The sequence below is a fragment of the Microbulbifer maximicatervae (SeqCode) genome (assembly GCF_052467695.1).
This window is the reverse complement of sequence record NZ_CP174320.1, coordinates 3,040,226-3,062,162: the sequence shown is the minus strand read 5'-3', so window position 1 is coordinate 3,062,162 and position 21,937 is coordinate 3,040,226. Positions and strand designations below refer to the sequence as shown.

At 44.1% G+C, this 21,937-nt stretch carries 17 protein-coding genes; 5 read left to right on the top strand and 12 right to left on the bottom strand.

What is annotated here, in order from left to right; translation table 11 throughout:
* Positions 1-5 precede the first annotated feature (5 nt).
* The gene (locus ACJJI8_RS13430) at positions 6-242 is read right to left on the bottom strand and encodes an OadG family protein (RefSeq protein ID WP_444932683.1); all 237 of its coding nucleotides are present in this window, start codon (positions 240-242) and stop codon (positions 6-8) included.
* 565 nt (positions 243-807) lie between these two features.
* On the opposite strand from ACJJI8_RS13430, the gene ACJJI8_RS13425 reads away from it, so the two are divergent.
* Positions 808-1,812, top strand: coding sequence for a tRNA dihydrouridine synthase (locus tag ACJJI8_RS13425; RefSeq protein ID WP_444932682.1), 1,005 nt, complete (start codon positions 808-810; stop codon positions 1,810-1,812).
* Positions 1,813-1,878: 66 nt separating this feature from the next.
* On the opposite strand, the gene ACJJI8_RS13420 is transcribed toward ACJJI8_RS13425, so the two are convergent.
* From ACJJI8_RS13420 to ACJJI8_RS13380, 9 genes are all read right to left on the bottom strand, one after another.
* Positions 1,879-2,664: an outer membrane lipoprotein-sorting protein gene (locus tag ACJJI8_RS13420; RefSeq protein WP_444932681.1), complete on the bottom strand. Its 786-nt coding sequence runs from the start codon at positions 2,662-2,664 to the stop codon at positions 1,879-1,881.
* Positions 2,657-3,871 carry an ABC transporter permease gene (locus ACJJI8_RS13415; RefSeq protein ID WP_444932680.1) on the bottom strand — a complete coding sequence of 405 codons (1,215 nt, stop codon included), beginning with the start codon at positions 3,869-3,871 and terminating at the stop codon, positions 2,657-2,659. The genes ACJJI8_RS13420 and ACJJI8_RS13415 overlap by 8 nt, the downstream gene beginning before the upstream one ends.
* Positions 3,859-4,542 (bottom strand): ABC transporter ATP-binding protein, encoded by a 684-nt coding sequence (locus ACJJI8_RS13410; protein WP_444896590.1) that lies wholly within the window; start codon positions 4,540-4,542, stop codon positions 3,859-3,861. Before ACJJI8_RS13410 ends, ACJJI8_RS13415 begins: the two co-directional genes overlap by 13 nt.
* A 23-nt stretch (positions 4,543-4,565) precedes the next feature.
* Positions 4,566-5,180: a hypothetical protein gene (locus ACJJI8_RS13405; RefSeq protein ID WP_444932679.1), complete on the bottom strand. Its 615-nt coding sequence runs from the start codon at positions 5,178-5,180 to the stop codon at positions 4,566-4,568.
* A 614-nt stretch (positions 5,181-5,794) separates the two neighbouring features.
* Positions 5,795-6,682 (bottom strand): hypothetical protein, encoded by an 888-nt coding sequence (locus ACJJI8_RS13400; RefSeq protein ID WP_444932678.1) that lies wholly within the window; start codon positions 6,680-6,682, stop codon positions 5,795-5,797.
* 771 nt (positions 6,683-7,453) lie between these two features.
* The gene (locus ACJJI8_RS13395) at positions 7,454-8,215 is read right to left on the bottom strand and encodes a LytR/AlgR family response regulator transcription factor (RefSeq protein WP_444916595.1); all 762 of its coding nucleotides are present in this window, start codon (positions 8,213-8,215) and stop codon (positions 7,454-7,456) included.
* Complete coding sequence (locus ACJJI8_RS13390; RefSeq protein ID WP_444916594.1) at positions 8,203-9,210, bottom strand: sensor histidine kinase; 1,008 nt, start codon at positions 9,208-9,210, stop codon at positions 8,203-8,205. The genes ACJJI8_RS13395 and ACJJI8_RS13390 overlap by 13 nt, the downstream gene beginning before the upstream one ends.
* A gap of 12 nt (positions 9,211-9,222) precedes the next feature.
* Complete coding sequence (locus ACJJI8_RS13385; protein ID WP_444932677.1) at positions 9,223-10,392, bottom strand: hypothetical protein; 1,170 nt, start codon at positions 10,390-10,392, stop codon at positions 9,223-9,225.
* Positions 10,393-10,537: 145 nt separating this feature from the next.
* Positions 10,538-11,173: a CHAP domain-containing protein gene (locus tag ACJJI8_RS13380; protein WP_444912561.1), complete on the bottom strand. Its 636-nt coding sequence runs from the start codon at positions 11,171-11,173 to the stop codon at positions 10,538-10,540.
* A gap of 380 nt (positions 11,174-11,553) precedes the next feature.
* On the opposite strand from ACJJI8_RS13380, the gene ACJJI8_RS13375 reads away from it, so the two are divergent.
* The 4 genes from ACJJI8_RS13375 (at position 11,554) to ACJJI8_RS13360 (ending at position 18,219) form a co-directional block, all read left to right on the top strand.
* The gene (locus ACJJI8_RS13375; protein WP_444932676.1) at positions 11,554-13,143 is read left to right on the top strand and encodes a VCBS domain-containing protein; all 1,590 of its coding nucleotides are present in this window, start codon (positions 11,554-11,556) and stop codon (positions 13,141-13,143) included.
* A gap of 22 nt (positions 13,144-13,165) precedes the next feature.
* Positions 13,166-13,462, top strand: coding sequence for a hypothetical protein (locus ACJJI8_RS13370; RefSeq protein ID WP_444932675.1), 297 nt, complete (start codon positions 13,166-13,168; stop codon positions 13,460-13,462).
* A 576-nt stretch (positions 13,463-14,038) separates the two neighbouring features.
* Complete coding sequence (locus tag ACJJI8_RS13365) at positions 14,039-15,121, top strand: efflux RND transporter periplasmic adaptor subunit (RefSeq protein WP_444932674.1); 1,083 nt, start codon at positions 14,039-14,041, stop codon at positions 15,119-15,121.
* A complete protein-coding gene (locus ACJJI8_RS13360) occupies positions 15,118-18,219 on the top strand; it encodes an efflux RND transporter permease subunit (protein WP_444932673.1) in 3,102 nt (1,033 codons plus the stop codon). Before ACJJI8_RS13365 ends, ACJJI8_RS13360 begins: the two co-directional genes overlap by 4 nt.
* Before the next feature lie 609 nt (positions 18,220-18,828).
* Here ACJJI8_RS13360 and ACJJI8_RS13355 read toward each other — a convergent pair.
* Entirely contained in the window at positions 18,829-20,043 is a 1,215-nt protein-coding gene (locus tag ACJJI8_RS13355) for a hypothetical protein (protein ID WP_444912556.1), read from the bottom strand.
* A 158-nt stretch (positions 20,044-20,201) separates the two neighbouring features.
* Complete coding sequence (locus ACJJI8_RS13350) at positions 20,202-21,803, bottom strand: sodium:solute symporter (RefSeq protein ID WP_444932672.1); 1,602 nt, start codon at positions 21,801-21,803, stop codon at positions 20,202-20,204.
* Positions 21,804-21,937: the final 134 nt, after the last annotated feature.

Sequence of the window (21,937 nt, the reverse complement as noted above, 5' to 3'; positions counted from 1 at the left end):
GGTGGTTAGCTTCTTTTGCGATGCTGTTCGATCGCCGCTTTAATCACCGCATGTAAATGGGCCTTATCATTCCCAGCGGTTGGGGAAGGCGCGTCGGATACGGGCTCCGCTTCGGGGAAATAGCGGGAGATGACTCTCGACATAATACCGGTACCGATCACCAGCAATAGCAGAAAAGTAAAAACAATTCCCATACCAAACAGGGTGATATCTAGCCCCTGTTGCAAAAGTGTTTCTTGCACTGTTTATTCCCCCTGGCACCAGGCAATAAAACCAGCCATTCCGGACGGTTTCATCTGTCCCCGTAACACTATGAATTTACGTACCTATTTATTCAGGACAGCTGAAACACCCCAATTGATATTTTGTGCATATGTAAAATCTTCGCTCACAATTAAACAAATTTATGTCGTACAACCAATAAACTTGCCCGGGAAAATCTCACTTAGCCCAGCCGTCCCAAATTTCTGCACATCGGAATCTTATTCCCTAGACCGGTAATTTCAACCGCCGCTGCACCTGATCCTTCCCCAAAAAGAGCGGGCACACAGGAAAAAATTCGTTAGTTCCAAAATGCTGATATTTTTCTATTATCAATACAAGTTGCTTTTAAAATCAAACACTTATTGGTTTCAGGGGCAACGGAGGGGTCTAAATTGCCACGCCCAATTTTGGTGCAAAACATCAATAGGCTGAGTTTATTTCTCCTACTTTTATATACTGAAGAATGATCGTTTTTGCGCCATTACAATAACTTGCTGATAGAATATGCGCCTTTAGATTTATGATTTACCTCTCAACTGACTTATGACCGACAAGACACCTACCCCAGAACCTACGATTTACCAGGCACCAATGGAAGGGGTAATCGACCATCACGTACGTGCCCTGCTCTCCGCCATTGGAGGGGTCGATATCTGTGTTACAGAGTTTGTTCGTGTCACTAATACTCGCTTGCCTCGCAGAGTATTCACCCGCTTGTGCCCAGAGGTCGACAAAGGTGCAAAGACCCCAAGCGGGATTCCAGTACGGTTACAGCTGTTAGGCGGCAACCCCAATGCAATGGCAATTAATGCAGTAAAAGCAGTTGAGTTCGGTGCTACAGCAATTGATCTCAATTTCGGCTGCCCTGCAAAATCAGTGAATAACAGCGACGGTGGCGCCTGCCTATTGCAAAGCCCTCACAGAGTGGAAGCTATTGTAGGAGCGGTTCGCCGCGCTGTCCCGGAAAACATCCCTGTCACCGCAAAAATCCGACTGGGCTTTAATGATCGCTCTAGCTATATGGATAACGCCCAGGCCGCAGCAGCTGGCGGCGCAAATGAACTGGCAGTACACGCTCGCTCCAAAGTCGATGGCTATAAACCCCCAGCCTACTGGGAATACATCGGTGAAATTCGTCAAAAACTCGAAATCCCAGTCATTGCCAACGGGGATATCTGGACACTTGAGGAATTTCAACGCTGCCGTGAAGTAACCGGATGCGAAGCATTTATGTTTGGTCGCAGCCTGCTAGCCAGGCCAGATTTGGGCAAGCAGATAAAAGCCTACTGCTCAGGTGAGAGCTATACAGCAATGGGCTGGCAAGAGATTATTGAAATTCTTTGGGGTTACTATCAAACCACCCGAGAAGTTTACCCTTCCAAGTATCTGGGCAATCGTATTAAACAATGGCTCACTTACTTGAAATTGGCTTTTCCTGAAGCCCAATTGTTCTTTGATAAAATAAAACGTCTCAGGGAGGCAGAAGAGCTTGATAGAGCTTTTTCCGAAGAGCGGAAAATTCAAATAGCATCAATTGAGGCAGCCTAATTTTCCGCACCTCTGCCAGTATCGGAATTGATACTGGCAGAGGCAGTTACCCGCTCAGATCCACTCTCACAGATCCATTTTTGACTGCCGACTCAAGTAAGCCGGATTGTAAAATTTTTCCGCTAACTGATGCGCAGTGCTACTTTCGTAGTGAACTCTGGTTTCAGTGGTAGCTTTGATGCTATCAACCAAAACCATCTCCTGCACAAATAGCTCTTCATCCTTTATCCCCGATACAAAATGCGCAACCTTAGCCAACTTTCCAGATTTCAAGTAAAGCTCCGCTTGGATTGGGAAGAAACTCTCACTATCAAGCCACAATTTTATCTTTTGATAGCTGGCTCCTTTGGTTTTTGCCTCCAGCTGAAGTTTGTGGGTCAATTTATCCTTTAGAATTTCACTTGCCTCGAATTGCCCCCGATAGTCCTGACTCCAGGTCAAAGTGGCGATATCACCAATTGAAGCCTCCCCCAGCAATCTTTGCATCGGTGTTATGCGGATAGGGCGGCGGCTGCGGGGCATCAATAGCCAGTAGTTATCCTGCAGCATCAGCATTTTTTGCCCCTCTTCACCAACACCTTTAAATACCACCAATGATTTTCTCTCAGGGCGAGTATAAACATGGTAGCGATCTTCGCTTTCTAACTCTCCCTGTTTAAAAACCTGGATGTTGGTGACAACTTTTGAAGATGACTCTCCAAGACGATAGGAATCGGCTTTGGCCAACATGCTTTCTACCTGTACAGCGGAAAAATGACTTTCCTTCTCCTCAGCCCCAGCTGAAACAAAGGGAGAGAACATCAGCAAAAAACCAATCGCCAAGCTAACTCTGCCTAATCTTAATTTATACATGGACCAATGCCTCAGTAATCGGTTTATTGACACCTTTCCGCGCCGCAAGGAAGGATGAAAAAACACATATCGCAGCTATTGCAACCGAAATCATCCAAGCCAAGTTAATAGAGAAATAAACAGTCAAAGGATACCCCGTTGTTTTTCCCGGAGGTGGCGGCATAGTAATGTCAAACATCATCAACCCAGCGCTTATCAGACCAGCCAAAATAACACCTGCTAAAGAACCCACTACAGCAAGTACTAAAGCCTCCAATATAAACCCAGTTATCAATTCCACTTTGGATGCACCCAGTGCGGACAAGGTACCTATTTCCCGTGTTCTCTCTGTTACCGACATTGCCAGCGTATTGAAAAGCGAGACAAAGATAACCAGTGCCATAATGATGCCCATCAACCCAAAAATTCGATCATAAAGACTCTTCACTCCCTGATAGAAAAAGGCACGATCCTCCCAAGTTGTAATTTCCAACTCTGGAACTAACTCACGCAGTCTTTCCTGCAAGCTCGATGTCTTATCAAGGCTATAGCCATAGATTGCCATGGTTGAGACCCTGTCACTATCTAAAAGGAACTGCGCAGCCTGAACAGAAATATATACTTGACGCTTATCCATATCTGGAACACCAGTCCCGAAAACTCCCCTAACCTTAAAATCCATTGCATTGAGAGCCCCGTGAACTGTAGAGGACATTAAAGTAATATAATCCCCAGGCCTTACATTAAGATTTCTTGCGAGATCTTTACCCAGCATAATCTCAGGATCACTGATATCTTCACGGTTTGATAAAATACTGCCCTCAGTGACATTTAGAAAAGGCCCCTTCACCCGAAATTCACTTGGCAATATCCCCTGACCTAAAAAAATAGAAGACTTATCACCATTGGAAATTAACCCTTGCAGATAAACTCTAGGCTGCACGGCCTTCACATTTTCCTCAACTAACAAGTCCCTACGTAATTTATTGGCATTATCTAAACCAAGCTGAAGAGGAAAGTCCTCATCAGAAGAGAAATATCCCGGCTGTGTTAGCACCAAATGCCCCTCACTGCGCGCCGCGCTCTCTTTAAGGGATTGATATGTAAATAGGCCAAAACCTCCGGAGGTCATCAAGGCCGTTACCACAATGGAGATAATGGCAACAGCAAGAAAGCTTCTGCGACGATTGCGCAATAAATTTAAAACCGCGACTTTTAAGCGACGCATAAAGCACTCTCCTGCAGAATTACACCATCTTTCAACTCAACAACTCTATCGCAATGACGAGTCATTCGATCATCATGACTGGCAACAATAAAAGCTGTTTTTTGCTCCACTCCCAAATTTTTCATTAACTCAATAATTTGTTGTGCGGTAACACTATCCAAGCTGGCCGTAGGTTCATCAGCAATTACCAGTTTGGGCTGATGCACCAGTGCTCGAGCGATTGCTACTCTCTGCTGTTGTCCACCTGAAAGTCGATCTGGCCTGTAGTTGGAAAACTGGGACAGCCCGACATGATCCAACATGCCCATTACACGCCGCCTTACTTCACCTTCTTTCATTCCATTCAAAAGAAGTGGAAAGGCTACATTCTCAAAGGCTGTCATTACCGGAACCAAATTAAACTTTTGGAATACAAAACCCAGCTGGGTACGACGGATCTTCATTGACTGCCGATGGCTTTTTCTCAGCACCTCGCCGGCAAAGCAGACTTCTCCGCTGTAATCATGATCCAGTAGCCCGCAAATATTTAACAAGGTACTTTTACCAGACCCCGATGGTCCGCACAGAGCTACCATAGTGCCTGCTCGAATATCCAGATTCACATCTTTTAGGGCCCTAAGTTGAACCTCACCGGAAGTGTAAGTCTTTTCAATATGAGTGAGCTGTAACATAGATTTACTACCTGTTCGCACTATTAGTCAGAGTTTTTAACATCACCACATGGATTTGATATGCCATGACTCTCAGCCTTTGCTCCCCATAAATTCACTAACGCCTTGTCACCCTCAAGCTCTGCAGCCTGCAATGCGCCACAGTAAATCCAGCGAGTAGCGTCTGGCGGCATATATCCTATGCGTGGATCGCCCATCAACTCATGATAAAGTTCAAACCCACGGTCAAAAGAATTAAATAGCTTTGGCACCTTAGTAAAAGTTGTTGCGGCAATTCCTTTAAGCAGTAAGTCTTGAGGCATCCCCTGAGAGGAACGGCCAGGGTTATCCATTTCTTCAATTATGGTGAGCGCCTTATCCATACGGGCAATTCCATTCTCTGCATAACTGACCTTTCTCCAGGGCAACCAGCTTTCTTTTGCCATTAGAGTCTCACTAGCCCCCAGGTAAAAAAGTACAATAGGATCAGAGGGGTTATCTTTCTGTAAAGTCTTAAAAGCCTCATAGGACTCTTCTATCGCCGCCCCACCCTGTGCTGCCGCTTTTTGGTACAAATCTTCCATTTTTGCGTCCTGGGCAGCAAGGGATGAAACGCTCACTCCAAGATTTAAAGCCATTATTACAAGTAACCTTTTCATTACACTTCTCCTTGCTTCTGAATTTTTAATAGATTACCTAGCATCCAAGTATCATTCAGGACAGTGCGATGAACTGTCTCTGGAGAGGATAAGAGGCAAAAACTTATGCTGAATGGCTCTAGGGGGCCTCTGAATAACTCCGCGATACCTCTGGCATGCAGAGCGGTTCACAATCAAGGCGCGGCTTCGCAGGAATGTCTAGACCTTTCAAGAAGTCACAACGCGGAGTGTGAATCGCTCTGCACGCCCCGAAGGGCGGGCCTTGAAGGCCACAGCTACTGCGTTGCAGCTCTTGCAAAGGGCTGCGGCCATTCACGGCGAGCTGCGCCTAACATCTGCAGCCTTCAAGACCCGCAGAGGCATTACGGAGTTATTCAGAGGCTCCCTAGAGGGTGGATAGGTGGAAAATTACTGCACGCGAAGAGATGCTATCGTTAAAGCGTCTAAACTCAGGAGAGAGTACCAATTAGTAAAGACTGCATAATCGCCAAAATATTGAAGACTTGGTATCTAAATTGATACTAATAAGATTAGTGCGATGCACATGGAGTGGATACAGATCAAAAGAGCAGCTCCCCTGATCTGTACAAAATATCAAATGAAATTTACAAAGACTAATCCACCATTGCAATATGGGTGATCATTTCACCGACAGACTGCCCCAAATTATTTGTAGCTATAGTACGAACAATAAAAACATCGTTTTCAACATCTAAGAGTTCTACTTTTATATCTACATCTTGTCCTGCCAGCGCTAAGTTGTCCGCATACAAATCCGCAGAAGTAACTATAAAACGAGCACTATCTTCACCTGTCAACCGCCTCAAAAATATACAACATGACTTAATAAGGCTCTGCGAGGCAATTGCAACGGGCAACGCTTTCACCCTATCAAAATGCCCCATGCACATTTGTGGAGTAACTCTACCGATACTTGCCGTCAGAGACATTAGATCAATATTATGTACATTAATATCAATACTTTTGGAGTAAGGATTAATATCGCTAATAACAGGAGTGATATCATGGATACTATCACTATATATCTTATGGAAAGATCGCTCCCGTATCACATGATATTTCACGTTAAGTCGTGCCGCCACTTCACCGGCAGGGTCTAATAATTCAGCCTCAGCAACCAACTCTCTCTTATTGGTAAATACGGCTTTGGTTCGGGCCAGAAGGTGATCAGGGCGCATATCAGAAACAAAGCTATCATAAGTTTTCAAATCAGCTTTGCGTGCCAGGTAGTAATGCTTGGATCTCACTGGATTGGCCAAAGCGCCAAAACAAGAGCCCAAAATTGCCAAGTGTCGACCAATTTCCGCGACATCCATTAAACTATTTTCATATGTACTCTGACATTGCACAGGCACTTTAGCAACAAGCCAGCCGTCAGCGTCAAAATGTAAAGCCTCTAGCGCAAAGTAGGGAGATTTCACCTCAATTAGATCCTCAACTCCTTCTACAGAAGAAGGATCCAACTTAAAACTATCCAACATAATTATTCCATTAATTATCGGAGAAAATTTACACACAGGTACTCACAGCAGAATACCTGGCATTACAAGAGGAAAATAGATTAGGCACTTTCGGGAAGAATGCAGCATATATACCTTCCCAGCCATTTAAGAAAATGTCCTAAAATAGAAAAACCATAAAGAAAAATCTTAGCCTATTTTACAAGCCAAATAAGCAGAAAATAGACCTTCAGGCAGAATCTCAAGCACCAGGCACAAACAAACTCAAACCCACCAAAATAGTTAATCTACAATTAAAAAACACTCCACCCCTCAAGTCGCGGGCAATTATGCCAATCAAACCCCTAAAGTAAATTACCGACAATTACAAAAACAACCCCTCAGCTCGCACAAGATTACTAGTCAAACCATATAGCAATAACATAAAAATATATAAACAAGCGTCCAAATTCAAACCCAAACAGCAACCATCCTAAAGCCTTGGCAATTAAAACCCCATTAAGTTTGAAGCACGGCTTTAATAGTAATTCAATAAAACCAATATCATCTTTAACGCTATAATCTCTTATCGCAGTCCCACCATATTACCCTTCCTTTCATCAGAGGCAGTTGGAGCATTTAGATTAAAGATCTCTCGACACCAAACCAATCTGAATGTCCGGCCATCAAAAATAAGGGGCGGTAAAGTTACTAAATCTTAAGTAGCAGATATGAATCTCTACTATGCATATCAATTTAAATAGAGGGGTCAATTTAACCCCCTAAGTTAAGACAAATATAAATTGTTGATCACTACATTGTTTTAAACAATGAAGCAGCCCTACGACTCACTGTATATTGACGCCCGTCATCCATCACCACAGATACACCGCCAGTTATTCCACGGCATACTTTTTGAATGCGCTTCACACAGACAATTGTAGAACGGTGGATTTGCCAAAATAAATCTGGCTCCAACTGAGCTAACAACTCCTTTAGAGGGGTTCTAATAATATGCTCACCCTGACCGGAGTAAACCGTCGTGTATTTGTCCTCTGCCACAAATGCCGAAACCTCATCGCAGGCAATCAGATGAATATCTTCGCCTTTGCTTGCCTTAATCCAGCGAAGGTACTCAGGTCTACTTAAGGAAAGCTGCCTCAGCAACGCCTCAATATCAGGTCCTGACTTTAGGTTACCCTCTTCCCGGTCTCTCAGGCGCTGCCGAATACGATCACATGCTTTTTCCAGCCGCTTGTCATCAATAGGTTTTAGCAGATAGTCGGCTGCCTCATGCTCAAAAGCACTTACAGCATACTCATCATAGGCTGTGATAAATACAACAATAGGACTTGTTTTTAATTTGCCAAGAGCCTCAGCAACAGCCAAACCATCCATTCCAGGCATGCGGATATCGAGAAAAACTACATCAGGCTCCTCTTGTTGGCATAGGGCTAACGCCTCGCGGCCATCACAGGCTTTACCTGCAATCTCAAGCTCAGGAAAAATATCGGCAAGCATTTGGTCAAGATGGTGACGCAATAAAGGCTCATCGTCTGCAATTATGGCACGCATGGAAACTCCAAACGGGCAGTTACCCCGCCCTGATTATTACTTTGTATCAGTAGCTTACCACGCTCTTGGTAAAGGGTAGAAAGTCGCTCCCTAATATTGCTTAGCGCAATCCCATTATGTTTGCTGGGGCTAAGTTTATTAGCTCCAGCAGCGAGCCCCACACCGTTATCTTCTACCTCAATAACCCACTGGTTTTCTTTCTGTTTCACCCGCAACCTGACCAGCCCACCTTTGGCTGCAGGCTCAATGCCATGAAAAATTGCATTTTCGACTAAGGGTTGCACAAGTAACGGGGGAACAAATGTCTCTAAACTCACATCCCCTGATAAATCAACTTCATACTCTAGCCGTTCCCCCAAGCGTATCTTTTGAATCTCCAAATAGCATTTCAAACTGCTTAGCTCATCCTTTAAGGATACCTGGTCGGAACGGGATTTTTTCAAGCTAATTCGCAAGAGGTCACTAAAGTTATCCAGTAGAACTTCTGCCTTTTGAGGATCGTGGCGAATAAGCATTTTCAGATTGGCCAGAGTATTAAATAAAAAATGAGGTTCAATCTGGCTTTGCAATACTTTTAGCTGGCTCTGAGCCAAAGTCTTTTGTTGCTCCATCTTTAACAATTCAGCTTCTTGCCGCTCCCTCTCAAATTGGTAAGCCTGCTCCCGATTAAGATGGACTTGATAGAGAAAAATGGAAAGAAGAATGGCAATAATTAAAAAATCAAGTGCCCGAAATTCCCCAAAACCCGATACCCACCACCAAGCATGTAGAGTTCCCAGGACAATTGCCGCTAAACTCACTACCGCATACTTTACTTTTGAGGGCCAGGTGGGCTTGAAAAACTCGACTACCTGCCTCGTGGATGTCGCTATAAATCCGTACGCCAGAGAAATTACGCCGTGAACTGCATAGCTCCCCCCCCAGATAGCCTGGGTAATTACCGCCACCACCACACAAATTATCAATGTACGTAAGCACTCTCTTAACAGATTCACCCTTAACTCCACTCAAAAAACAATAGTCGTACTCAAGGTAAATACAGCCTGGTTTTGAAGCTGCGCAAAAGCAGACTCATCAGGACCAGCAAAATATCTTACGGATGTTCCAAGTACCCAATCGTCCGCAATCTCCCTCTCACCCCCGATAGTTAAAATAAGGCCACCATCTTCAGGCGTGTATATTAAATCTACTTTTGGATGGTACTCATTATTGGTAAGCGTCCAATGTAAAAGTAAATTGTGCCTCAGGGTATTATCACTTAAAAAGGCCATCGCTGAGGATTGGCGAAGGCCATCCCACTGCACTCCCTGATTTTGGTACCACAGGCTGTTATCAAACACCTGCTCCCATTCGCTTTTCCCCCAGGCCCGACTATCAAACCAGTACTCTAAAATAACCGAATGCCCAATGCTGTTTGCCCATGTCATCCCTATAAGAGCTTGCCAGCCATCATCCATCTGCTCCTGTTTTGGCATAGCCATCAAAGCTGGGGCTCGCCAGCGCCAGTATTCTTGCTGGTAGCGCCATTCTGTATGGATCTCCCATTGCTCTCCATAAGTATTAACCCAGCTTCCCCCTAAGTTCATACCTCGCTGATCATCCATGTAACCCAGTAACTGCCACTCTGCACTAGTTCCAAGCTGATACCAGCGCATGGCAAATCCCTTTGGGTTGTCACCCCCAGAGGCCTGGCTGATACCGGCATCCACCAGCATTACACTTAGCTCTCCATTCTCAGTGAAACGACTGGCAGACACCACCCCAACTCCTTCGCTCACTTGAAGTGATACCGGATTCCGCTCTATGGGTAGAAACCAATCCAGCGGACGATGACCATAACCAACACCAAAGTCCAGGCGGCGTTTGCCCAGCAACCAATCCCAGTCCTGCCAGCTCCCCTGCCAGAAAAGCTCCTCAACTACCAACTCTAAGTCTTCACTGCCACCGCGCTCTGCCTGGTGGAATGCAGAGATCTGCCCTTCCCAAGCTTCATACTGTAGTGCCCCCTGTAGTAAAGCTTGCCGAGACACACTTGATTGCGCCTCAAAAAGTGAGCTATCAGAAGCGCGATCATAAGCGGCTGTCATCGCCAGCTCCCACTGTGATTCAAGGGCATCCGCCTGGCTAGTAGCACTACCAATCAGTAGAGGTAGCGCCCAAAGAGAATATAGTTTCATAGTTGCCTCCATTCGTGGGAAGCACACTACCAACCTTCCAGGCCCATACCATCGGATAAGACCAACGGTACTGGAATCAGATAAATGGCTTTTGACCGAGATTAATGGAGGGGGTTATCCATTAAATAACCCTCTGAAAAGTTGATCACTCTTTGCGCAACCATCCGAGAATACGGTTATTCTCTACATACCATTGCCCTGGGGGCATGAAAATAAGTGGGTAACGCTCTCGGGAGGGAGAAAATGGACCCGCGTTCTGCTGAATAATCTCCAGGGTAGCATTCTCTATATCTACCATAGAAACGATAGCTACATGGCCATAAGGGTTAAAAAGGGAGGGGCTATAAACAACGATATCGCCAATATTCGGAGGGGTATTACCTTGGTTGTGAAACTGCAGTAATCCTCTTTTGGTATTCACACTCCCGTGCTGGACTGTCAGGTCAAAAAAATCTCTAGCATGTCCAAATGTATCCGGCATTCGATGCCCAAATCGCTCGTAATAATAGCGCTTAACAAACTCAACACACTGGTACCTTAGGCCAAGATTATAACCGTCTTCCGAGGTGTTGCGCTCTTCAACATTATTAACTCCTCCATTGTAATAAACTTCTACCCCATGAAGTGAGTCTATAATCTCTCCGACAGAATAAGCTGTATTAAGGTTTAGGCGAGTAGCCAGTTGATATATCACGGCGATCAAAAGTCCTATACCGGCCACAACAACAATTAACCTACCCTTCCTTCCACCTTCTTTGATTGTTTCAACGAAAGACAACATCCATATTTCCCTCTAATCAACCCCAACTAAAAACACCCCAATTTCAGACTCCCACCTGTGCAAAAAAGCAAATGGGGTTAAGTGCACTCTACGTTCAAATATAGGTCTCATTCCTTTATCCTACTCATTACACCTAGTTAACTTTTTGAACCCTGTCATCAATTGCTCAAACGGGGTTCATACTACTTACAGGCGCTAATAGCAATTGATCCAACACCGTCACAACCTGCCAAAAAAGCGATAGCTATTTTGCCTTAGGTGACCCAGAATCCAAATATAGTTATTTAACTAATAATCAGCAGGAACCGGGCCACTGAGCAGCTGTCCATCAATTACAAATCGCCTTGCTCAATTAGATTAAGAAATACGTCGAGTTTGTCATGCCTGATACCCTAAAATTCCTTACAGCATTCAGTTTATCGGTTCTCCTTACAGCTTGTGGAGGAGGATCCGGCAGTAGTAATTCCAACGATGAGACTACTGAAACCGAAACAAGTACCGACGGCGGAGACAACAGTGGTTCTGATGATTCCGATAACGGGGACGACGACAGTGATGAAGAAACGGGGGGCTACACTTTTAACCCCAGTAGTCCCCTGGCATCACTTATCGTAGGGACACAAGAGTATGCCAGTGGCACTCTCAGCCTCGAAGATACCGATAGTAATAGCCCCACTTTTCAAGCCAGCAGTGTGGCCGGAAGCTATGGAGATTTTACTCTCTATGAAAGTGGAAACTGGGAATATCAATTAAACACCAGTTCCCAGAGTTTGAATGATGGTGAGTCCGTGGAGGACACTATCTCTTTCCAGCTCACCGATGGCAGCACCCTCTCCGTGGTGTTCTCTATTCAAACCATCGAAGCCACAGAAAGCAGCATTGTCTTTATCTTTATGAACTTCTCAGATGCCGCCGTAGAAGATGATCTAAGCATTACCCAAATTGCAAATATGGCTTTCAATGACACAGATTCTCTTGATAATGCCTACCATCAAAACTCCCTGGGACAACTAAAGTTCAGCCGCCATCTAAGCAATGACACTTCACTAGATCAATACTGCTACGGTGAAGACAATGATGAGAGCACTTCTATAGACTGCTTTACCTACAGCATTGCCGACAGCCAGAATGGTGGTGTACTGAGCATCGAAGATGCGGAATCTCGCTCGGGCAGTGAATATAACGATAGCGGCTATACATGGAGAGATAGGGCAACCAGCTGGATCGAAAGCAATTACCTAGACTCCAACAACCAGCCCGTAGAGCTCAACGATTGGCGTCATCGGGTCTACATTTTCCCGGAAGCTGCGGCCAGTGCAGGACTGGTTGGCACGGGAGTCGCCTCTGTCGGAGGCCGCTGGAGCATGATAATTGCAGATAGTGATCAACTGATTATGGGCCATGAAATTGGGCACAATATTGGCCTGAGCCACGCCGGCAATGACGATAATAATGATGGGGATACCAACGATAGCGGTGAGAGTGAATATGGTAGTGACGGCTCCCTAATGGGCAATGCTTGGCAATCACGACTCTTTGGAAGCGGCCATCGTGACTATATGGGCTGGTATGACTCATTCCCCGGATACACTGAAACTATTGAGGCAGTCGCAGGCAGCACCACTAATATTGAGTTTCAAGCCATAGAACTTACTGCTGGTGAGCTTAGTAGCGATCTACCTCAACTCTTAAAGGCCGAAAGTATTGGTAGCAGGAATGGAGAAAACTACTATTACATCGAATACCACGTCGAGCACGACACCCTCAACCCCCGTCCACACCACGAAAATGCGGTAACGGTTCACTATCTTAGCGGCACCAGTAATAACAATGTTACCGCCAACCAGGTAGCCACACTGTCAACTACCGGGGACAGCTTTACTGACTCATCTGCTGGAATCACTATTGAATTCCTATCCACTGACAACAGCACCAACTCTGCAACTGTTTCTGTAACTTACGATGAATAATTTAATGGGGAGTAAGACCGCAATGAAAAATCTACCCTTAGCCGTACTTCTCGCCCTTTCCTCTTCAGCGATTGCCGAAGAGACTGTAACTGGCGTGTTAGAGGAAGAGATCTCCGAGAACTTTCAAACAGGAGAAGTGGATCACCGCTTCTCCGTAAAAGACGAAACTACTGGTGACTACTACTTTATCGACGCCAAAGAGGCAAAGCAGAAAGGTATGCAATCTGGTGAGCGAGTACGTATTCATGGAGAAAGAGAAAACAAACGGCGTTTTCGTATACGTGAATCTCAACGTCTGGAGTTAAGACGAGAGGAATAACGCCCTTTCTAACTATAATTTTAACTCCTACCTCACAAATTCCGCATAGATCAATTCGGGTGTACAGAACATTATCTGTGCACCCGCTTTACACAACACCAATTAGCCTAACACCTGGCCACCTCAGACCTAGATACATTTTACTGACCACATTATTAAAGTTAATTATTTAAGTCTTATAATATCGGCACATCTTTACCATTTAAGTAAGTTGCAAACACACCTATTAAAACTACGCCGATAGAAAACCCGAGCAGGCAAGTCACTCTGAAATTCACAACGCCACTCCTGCCGTCATTTCCAGCTGAGCATATAAGCACTGCAATATATGCAGTAAAACCTAGTTATTGGCGCCAAAGACATCCATTGTGAAAGTTGACATTTTATAAAATTCTGAACGTGAACAACTCACCCCTTGTAGATTTCATCTTACCGCACCGAGATTGCAGCAAATAGCTCATCCAAATACCTTTTAGTCAAATATAATACTAAAGGCATTTCAGTCTCTTTAATTTTAAATACTAGTTACCGCGCTTAAGCAATTAACTCAGAAACAAAACCGACCAGAGCCTCAGGATGAGAAACAGTAAAATTAAAAAGCTCTTTATGGGCAGCATCCCACCTATTCTGTTAATTATTGGCTCCAATAGCCTTGCCAACGATAGCCGCACAGTACTGGTAGAAGCAGCACAACCCTGGGAGCAAGCTATTAGAACAAAGTTATTTTGCTCTGTATCATCCCCTGCCTTACATCAAATATCTAGTCACTCAGATGCTGAACTTATAGAAATAAAGCCTGTTGGCTCCATTATCAAAGCTGGTGAACTAGTAGCAGCCCAGGATGACTTTTATCTCTCCCAGCAAATGAAGATCATTCGCACCGATATTGAATTAACACAAAGCCAGCTTAACTATGCAGAAGAAGAACTAGGTAGACTGGAGAAACTTCGCTCAGCCGACATGGTTTCTCAGTCTCATTTAAATAACCTTAAGCTCAATGTGGACACCTATCAATTAACCAAGCAAAGACTCGAACAACAACTAAATACAGCTGAATATCGTTCTAAACGACTACTGCACTACGCAAAAACCGATAGTCAAGTTTTAAGCATAGAAGCTAATCCTGGAGAAAACCTCAATCCAGGACAAAGAATTATGCAGTTACTCCCACTAACTGAAAACCAAATTGAATGTAGTCTCCCTGAAGAACACATAAATAAAGAAAGCCTGCTAAGCAATAGCACCTTCAAAATTGAGGAGCAAGATATTGAACTCAGAAATATCAGCCATATAGTAAACCCAGAAACACAGAACTTTAATCTCTACTTTAAAGTAAACAGACAAAAATTCAAATCCTTACTGGTTGGGCAGCGATTTGAAATAACTATGTTTACCCCTTTCGCGGGTCATAGCGAGCAAGAATACATTACTAGAATTCCTAGTGACGCCGTAATTCTTGAGAATGGGCGACAATATAAGGTTTGGACTCTAGACAACGGTCAAAGAGCAGTTAGTACCAGGGTGCAAATAATAGATACTCTCGATAATTACTTTGTCGTACGTTCAAGCATTGCTCCTGGCGATCTTTTGATTGTACTAGGTCACGAAGGGTTACAACTCAATGAAGCCGTTACTCCAACAAAGAGGGAAAACACATGAAGTCCCTGGAGAAATACAGCTCAATTATCATCTGTTGTACCTTTACCCTAATAATAGCCGGGGTTATAGCCGGGATAAATTTACCAAACGCCCTACTTCCATCCATTAATCGTCCACAAATTGCACTCGCAACCTCCTGGCCAGGAAAGACCGCAGAAGAAATAGAACAAATACTAATTGCTCCGCTAGAACAGGAACTCTCCAGCCTAAGCCACCTAAAAGAATTGCAAACCAATGTTAATAGTAGCTGGGCTTGGACCGTAATTGACTTCCATTCGGAGGCAAATATGGAGAAAATGTATATTGAGGTCCTCTCCAAAATCAACCAAGTACCCAATTGGCCAACACAAGTTCGCACACCGGATGTATTCAATTTTGCAAATGGTGCAGGGGCTACGCTTGGATCCTTTTTCCTATATTCTGAGAAGCCAGCTAGCGAACTTAAATTAATCGACGCGTTTATAAATCATGTAAAGCCAGCCTTTAGCAAAGTTCCTGGTGTACAGTCCATTGAAGAGGCCGGCACACCCACTGCCCAAAGGGTCGATATTGAGTTCGATCCAGAAAAGATGACTCGGTACTCTTTAACCATTAGTGAGATAACCGAAAATCTAAACAATTTAACGGATCGCTCGGGAGGAAATCTAAAAATTGGATCAAAAGATTATGCCCTTCATTTTAAGGGGCAGATCCCACTAGAGGAACTTTCAACGCTACCTATCGCAACACGAGAAAGCCAAATCATTCAACTCTCGGATATTGCTTCGGTAAAAGAGCGTGTAGCTTCAGATTGGTTATATTTTGCCCTTGAAGGCAATAGATCTCTATACTTCTACCTACGCCCTACCGAAAATGTCAATGTTCTAGAAACTATCGCCCAGCTCAAATCAACAATAGAAGAATTAAATGACGGAGAGTTAAATCGATTGGGGATGAAGCTCGCCATAAGCCGGGATGACTCCACGGGTATTCAGAATTCCCTCAGCCTGGTATACGGAAGCCTCTTGCTGGGATCACTACTCGCCTGCCTGGTCATTTATTGGTTTTTACGTAACCCCAGAACTCTAACCCTAATATTTCTAAGCATTCCCATTTGTATCTCTCTGGTGGTTCTGGGAATGTATCTTGGAAATAGAAGCATGAACGTTGTTTCACTTGCAGGGATTGCACTTTCTATCGGGTTAATGGTCGATGCAGCAATTATTGTCGTAGAAAACATTCAAAGACTGCGCAAGCAGGGTATAAATATTCAGGAAAGTATCACGCGGGGAACCAAAGAAGTTTCGGGCCCATTAGTTTCATCTACAATCTCCAGTGTTATCGTGTTCCTGCCCATTATTGCTATGCAGTCAGCAACAGGGCAGCTTTTTCAAGACCTGGCCTTCACAATTTCAAGCGCATTATTAGCATCACTATTGTTTGCTCTACTAATACTACCCTCATTGGCCAGACACTTACTTGGAAAAGCAGCAATTTCTGAGGAGGGATCCAGTAGTATTAAAATCAATAAGGTGCTTGAATGGTGGGTGAAGCTTTCTATCCGTTCTGCAAGCAATCCTAAGCTAGCCTCCACTGTGATTTTGTTAGGATTACCCGTCGCACTCATCGCTACCTTCTTTTCCAGCCCTGACATTGATGTCCTCCCAGACCCTAAACAAAATATGGTCTCTGTTTATATCAACTTTGAAAGTCCTTTATCTACAGAGACCATAAAAAATGAAATTGGGGAACGGGTCGTAAATAGAATCACAGCCAATAGAGAAGAAATAGAGAACCAAGTTTCAACCTATGGAATAATTTGCAACCCAAATAATTGCAATCTCTATCTATACACAAAAGGGGACTGGGATTTTGAAGAACTAAAGAGTTGGCTAAATGAAAAAGCTCTCTTTGGACTAATTGGGACTCGAATACATTTCAGGCAAGGTGGTTTATTAAGGTTTGCCCTACCCAACAACCGTATTAGCCAGTTAGATATCAAAGGGGCAGAGCTATCTCGACTACAGATGGCGGGAAGTGAGCTGATGAGTCATTTACGCTTAGAATTTCCAGAAGCGCAAATTCAAGAGGGAAGCGCACTTCAAAATAGAGCGGTTCGTATTGAATTCCAACCCAAGCTAGTACAATTAGCTCGTTTAGGTATTACAATATCGGAATTAAATCATCATCTGATGGCTTTAACCGATGGAATATATATTGGGCACTTCTATACGGGAACCAACACTCTTCCTTTTTACTTTAAAGCAAGAGAACCGCAAAATCTTGAGACGCTCCTAAATACAGAGATACTGATTAACAGTCACGGCTTTATTCCTCTACGTGAATTGACCGACGCCAAAATCACTCAAGCGCCAGCCAGTATACTTCGTGTCGGCCAGGAAGTGAGTGCATCAATAAACTTAACTCCTCCCGAAGGCGTTGCCATGAAGTCATTTGTCGAGGATGTTGATCAATCTGTGAAAGAGTTTCTATCAGAAAGTTCCTACAATGATCTTCATACACAGTTTAGAGGTAGCGCCAATGAACTCAACTTGTTCCTCAGTGAGTTCCTGAAAATTTTTGCAGCAGCTATCGCAGTATTGGCCTTATTAATGTATTTCGCCCAAAGGTCCGCAAAGTTAGCAGCAGCAGTACTCTGTGCTGTACCCTTATCATTTGCAGGCGGAATGATTAGCTTACAAATTTTAAATCTATTTACCCCCCAAAGCCTGGATGTAATAACCATGATCGGCTTTGTAATCTTAATGGGACTGGTAGTTAATAATGCGATATTACTCGTCAACCAATTTAATAAGTCATTGCAAAACGGAGCCAATCAATTGGAGGCGATATATATGGCTGCCAGCTTGCGTGTCCGCCCCATTATGCTTACAACAATTACCTGTATCTTTGGCAATATCCCTTTAGTGCTTAACCCCGGAAGTAGCGCAGCTATCTATCGCGGTCTAGCTGCGGTTATTACTGGCGGAATGGTGTTTAGCGCCTTATTTGTCTTGGCATTTATGTCTGCTTTACTATCACAAAGGCTGTTTAGCCCTCATACATCTGACACTACCCAAAAGAGTGAGTTGAAACTGCCAGAAGCCTCTACTGCGTGATATCCCTCATTTGACCTCAATTTATTCACGCCCAAACTGGAAGCATTATTTTTGTGCCAGAATGGGCGTTAATACCTACTCCGAAAAGCACTTTGCGACGCAGTGCGCGACTTATTCAAGTGACTTTATTTGCTATAGTTTTATAGGATGTAGTTAACCAACATGGAGAGCAAAGGTTTAATTACCACTTATAAATTGGTAAGGAATCAAGGATGAAGTCTCTAATATATTTACTTTTGAGTATCCCATTTACACTGCCACTTATCAGCGATGCCGCTTGGACAGAGAAGGCGCAAATTTACTACTTAAAAGTACACTCGAATGGTGTAGATGTCAGACTTAGAGGATTTGTCAATCCAGAGACCGAGGTGAGCTGCGTGAGCAAAAACACCTTTTTTCTTATCAATGACGACTCTGCCATATACAACACCAAAGTATCTTTTCTGCTTTCCGCTTATATGTCCCAGAAAACTGTAAAGTTTAGTTATTACGGATGTGAAGATGACAGGATTCGCTTAGGCTCAATCCGGTTTCATGATGAGTAGCCAAATCTCATATGATTGACTGGCCCTTTATAATTTGGGCCAGTCAATTCTTATCAATATCAATCTAAAAAATATCCGGATCATCTATCAAACTTGCATTTTCCAACCCATAGTACTCGATCACCCAAGCATAACTCTGGTATATCTCATAACGAGTCGGATAGGCCCGCCCCACTTCATCCCAGCGTTTCCGCGCATTGGAATAGCTGGAACCTTTGATAACTCCTGACAACTCGAACTCATCACCATTATGGGGATTCATGACCGTTGTGGTATAGGGAACTTCAACCTCGCTATTTTCCACCATCATCCGCGCCATCATCAATCCATAGGCGGGTACATTAGATGGCATGGCATCTTTAACAGTTTCCTGGTTGCTTTTGGTCGATGTTTCCCCAACGGTCGTTGAAACACTAAAAGTCTCAGAAAAACTGAATGTAATGGAGCCACTATTTTCAACAGTGCCGGGAACACCGACTTTGTAACCCTCGGTCAAGCTAACTCCAGCAGTAACCGAAATACCCATAGTATTAGTCCAGGTATCTGTTTCACTCTTCCCGTCGGTATACCAGACTTCTGTACTGTCGTTTTGGGCAATACTGCCAGAGTTCTCAAGTAATCTCTCACCAAAGAATGTCCTGGTATTGTTGGGGGTTTCCACAATCTGATCCCAGTGAATCTCTACGCCAGATTCCACCAATTCCAAACGATCCGCAACGCAAGGGTAAATACTCCAAACTTTACTATCACTCGCAGTACCAGCAAATCCAACTACTGACCGGGTTCCAATACTTAGATGGTATTCCTCCCACTTATACCAGCCATTATTACCTCCAAAGGTAATATCACGGGTTGAGTTATCAGCCATGTCTTTCAAGTAGACTCGAATCCTGGAAATATTGCCATCGCGCTTTTTATAGAAGCGCCAACCCTGAATATATTCGGTAGCACCAAGCAACTTTCGATACCCGGAGATAGTGGTTTTACCAACCTCCTCATCTCCTGCATATAAGTATTCGAGTTTTAACCCTTTGATTCTCTCATCACCGCTAAAACTGGTTATAGCGGTGATCTTATCTCCAGGGATTCGGGTGGTAACATAGCTATCGCACATATCGAAATCGCTACCATTCCCACTCTTACCATACTGAAATATTGTATCGTACCTTAGGGTCCCACCATTATCTGATGTATTAAAGTACTGATCCAAAATATTTTCTGTTGCACTAATCTGCACAGAAGCCAATAAACCTAACATCGCTGTGACGAAATACTTCATAGTCAACACCTTCTTTATAAGATTATTCTTTTAAACGGATACAACTATCTGAGTACAACCTTTTGTCAACTTCGTCCGTGTCCAACCCTCCTGTATTGCCTTTATTGTTTAAGTTTTCCATCCTGTGGGGTGAAAAATAGAAGTAATCTGACTTCGCGCTACCAGAACGAACCCACCACCAACGCAGTAACCACAAGCAGTAGCACAGACTGAACTCGATAGTTTTTCCATAGTGGCTGCGCTTTCAGGGATACGGTCTCAGTGTCAAAATCACTTTTAGACCAAGTGAAAGATTTGGCTTCTTCGCTAATCTCAGTAGGATAAAGTAGGCTGGCAATCACCAATACCAGTGAACAGAAGACAAATAAAATTGGAGCAATATAGAGGAAATGTAAGTTTGTCCAGTCGAAGACTTCATTGACAAAAAAGAGGCCAACACCGCCCAAGGTGCCTAACAGCAAAGTAGCTATAGCTCCCTTGGAGTTAGCACCACGCCAAAAGAATCCGATCAGGAAAAGTGCCAGTACAGGGGGAACTGCATAGGAAAGTACCTTCTGCAGATACTGGAATAAGGAACCAAAACTCTCAATTTGTGGTGCCCAAAGTACGGCAAGTATCATAAAGATAAAGGTGACCAGCTGACCTACACGCATTAACTGGTGCTGGTTTAGGCCCGGAAAAAACTTCCGCACAAAGTCCATGGTCACCAGCGTGGAAGCTGAATTAAGCGTGGAATCAATTTGTGACATTAGTGCAGCAACAAAACCTGCCAACACTAGCCCCAGGATACCAACAGGCAACAGCTCAAATAACAGAGTGGGATAAACCATATCTGCGCGCTCTAGCTCGGGGAAAATAACAATCGCCATAGTGCCAGGCAGAACCATGATAAACAGCACGGGAAGTTTGAGCAGACCGGCAAATAAGGCTCCCCAGCGGCCGTGATTAACATCTTTTGCACTGAGTACCCTTTGCACCATAAATTGGTTAGTACACCAGAAATAAAAGCCCAGCAAAGTGACTCCCGTAATTAGCCCCAACCAGGGTACGCTCGAATCACCAATGGGCCGTATCAGACTCAATTGTTCCGCCGAGACCTGGGATACAACATTTTCCCAACCTCCTGCGCGATCCAGGGCAAAAATACTGATCAGGATTGAACCAAATATCAACAGCAGCGCCTGAATGGTGTCGGTATAAATAACCGCAGCCAAACCTCCACAGATGGTGTAGATACCCGCGATCACCGCCAAAATTGAAATCGTGGTCCAAATTGGTAATTCAGGAAATATCAATTTCATTACCAGGGCCCCTGCATAGAGGCTACCTGCAGTATCAACCACAATATTCAGGAAAATAGTCAATCCCGAAAAATAAGTGCGCGCGGTGCTGTTAAAGCGACGCTCAAGCATTTCCGGCATCGTGTAAATGCGCGAGCGAAGAATTGTGGGCAGATAGAAAACGGCAAAGAAAACCAGGATAACCGCCGCCATCCACTCATAGTTAAAGACCGCTATGCCAGTGCTGTAAGCATCTCCGGCTAAGCCGATCAAAGTGGTACTCGATATATTGGAAGCGAACAGGGATAAGCCAATCAAGGGCCATACCATTTTCCTCCCAGCGAGGAAGTAATCCTCTGCAGTATCGTGGCGGCGACTTAGGAAGAGCCCAAGGGCGATGGTGAAAACGAAATAGACGACCAGAATGGTCGCATCGACTGGGTGGAGACCAAAATCGACCGGCATAACTTCCTCGTTCACTGCTAGCAGCGTATTTTTAGAATGATTTGCTTGAACTTGGCCGAAAATTAAATCACAGTGATTTAATTAAGTAAAGCCAAGCTTCAACAAACAAAAAAAGTTATATTAATCAATAGGTTATATAAACTCTGATC

Coding starts and splice junctions, on each gene's coding strand:
- ACJJI8_RS13425 (WP_444932682.1), top strand. CDS start 808: ATGACCGACAAGACACCTACCCCAGAACCTACGATTTACCAGGCACCA.
- ACJJI8_RS13420 (WP_444932681.1), bottom strand. CDS start 2,664: ATGTATAAATTAAGATTAGGCAGAGTTAGCTTGGCGATTGGTTTTTTG.
- ACJJI8_RS13415 (WP_444932680.1), bottom strand. CDS start 3,871: ATGCGTCGCTTAAAAGTCGCGGTTTTAAATTTATTGCGCAATCGTCGC.
- ACJJI8_RS13410 (WP_444896590.1), bottom strand. CDS start 4,542: ATGTTACAGCTCACTCATATTGAAAAGACTTACACTTCCGGTGAGGTT.
- ACJJI8_RS13405 (WP_444932679.1), bottom strand. CDS start 5,180: ATGAAAAGGTTACTTGTAATAATGGCTTTAAATCTTGGAGTGAGCGTT.
- ACJJI8_RS13400 (WP_444932678.1), bottom strand. CDS start 6,682: ATGTTGGATAGTTTTAAGTTGGATCCTTCTTCTGTAGAAGGAGTTGAG.
- ACJJI8_RS13395 (WP_444916595.1), bottom strand. CDS start 8,215: ATGCGTGCCATAATTGCAGACGATGAGCCTTTATTGCGTCACCATCTT.
- ACJJI8_RS13385 (WP_444932677.1), bottom strand. CDS start 10,392: ATGAAACTATATTCTCTTTGGGCGCTACCTCTACTGATTGGTAGTGCT.
- ACJJI8_RS13380 (WP_444912561.1), bottom strand. CDS start 11,173: ATGTTGTCTTTCGTTGAAACAATCAAAGAAGGTGGAAGGAAGGGTAGG.
- ACJJI8_RS13375 (WP_444932676.1), top strand. CDS start 11,554: ATGCCTGATACCCTAAAATTCCTTACAGCATTCAGTTTATCGGTTCTC.
- ACJJI8_RS13370 (WP_444932675.1), top strand. CDS start 13,166: ATGAAAAATCTACCCTTAGCCGTACTTCTCGCCCTTTCCTCTTCAGCG.
- ACJJI8_RS13365 (WP_444932674.1), top strand. CDS start 14,039: ATGAGAAACAGTAAAATTAAAAAGCTCTTTATGGGCAGCATCCCACCT.
- ACJJI8_RS13360 (WP_444932673.1), top strand. CDS start 15,118: ATGAAGTCCCTGGAGAAATACAGCTCAATTATCATCTGTTGTACCTTT.
- ACJJI8_RS13355 (WP_444912556.1), bottom strand. CDS start 20,043: ATGAAGTATTTCGTCACAGCGATGTTAGGTTTATTGGCTTCTGTGCAG.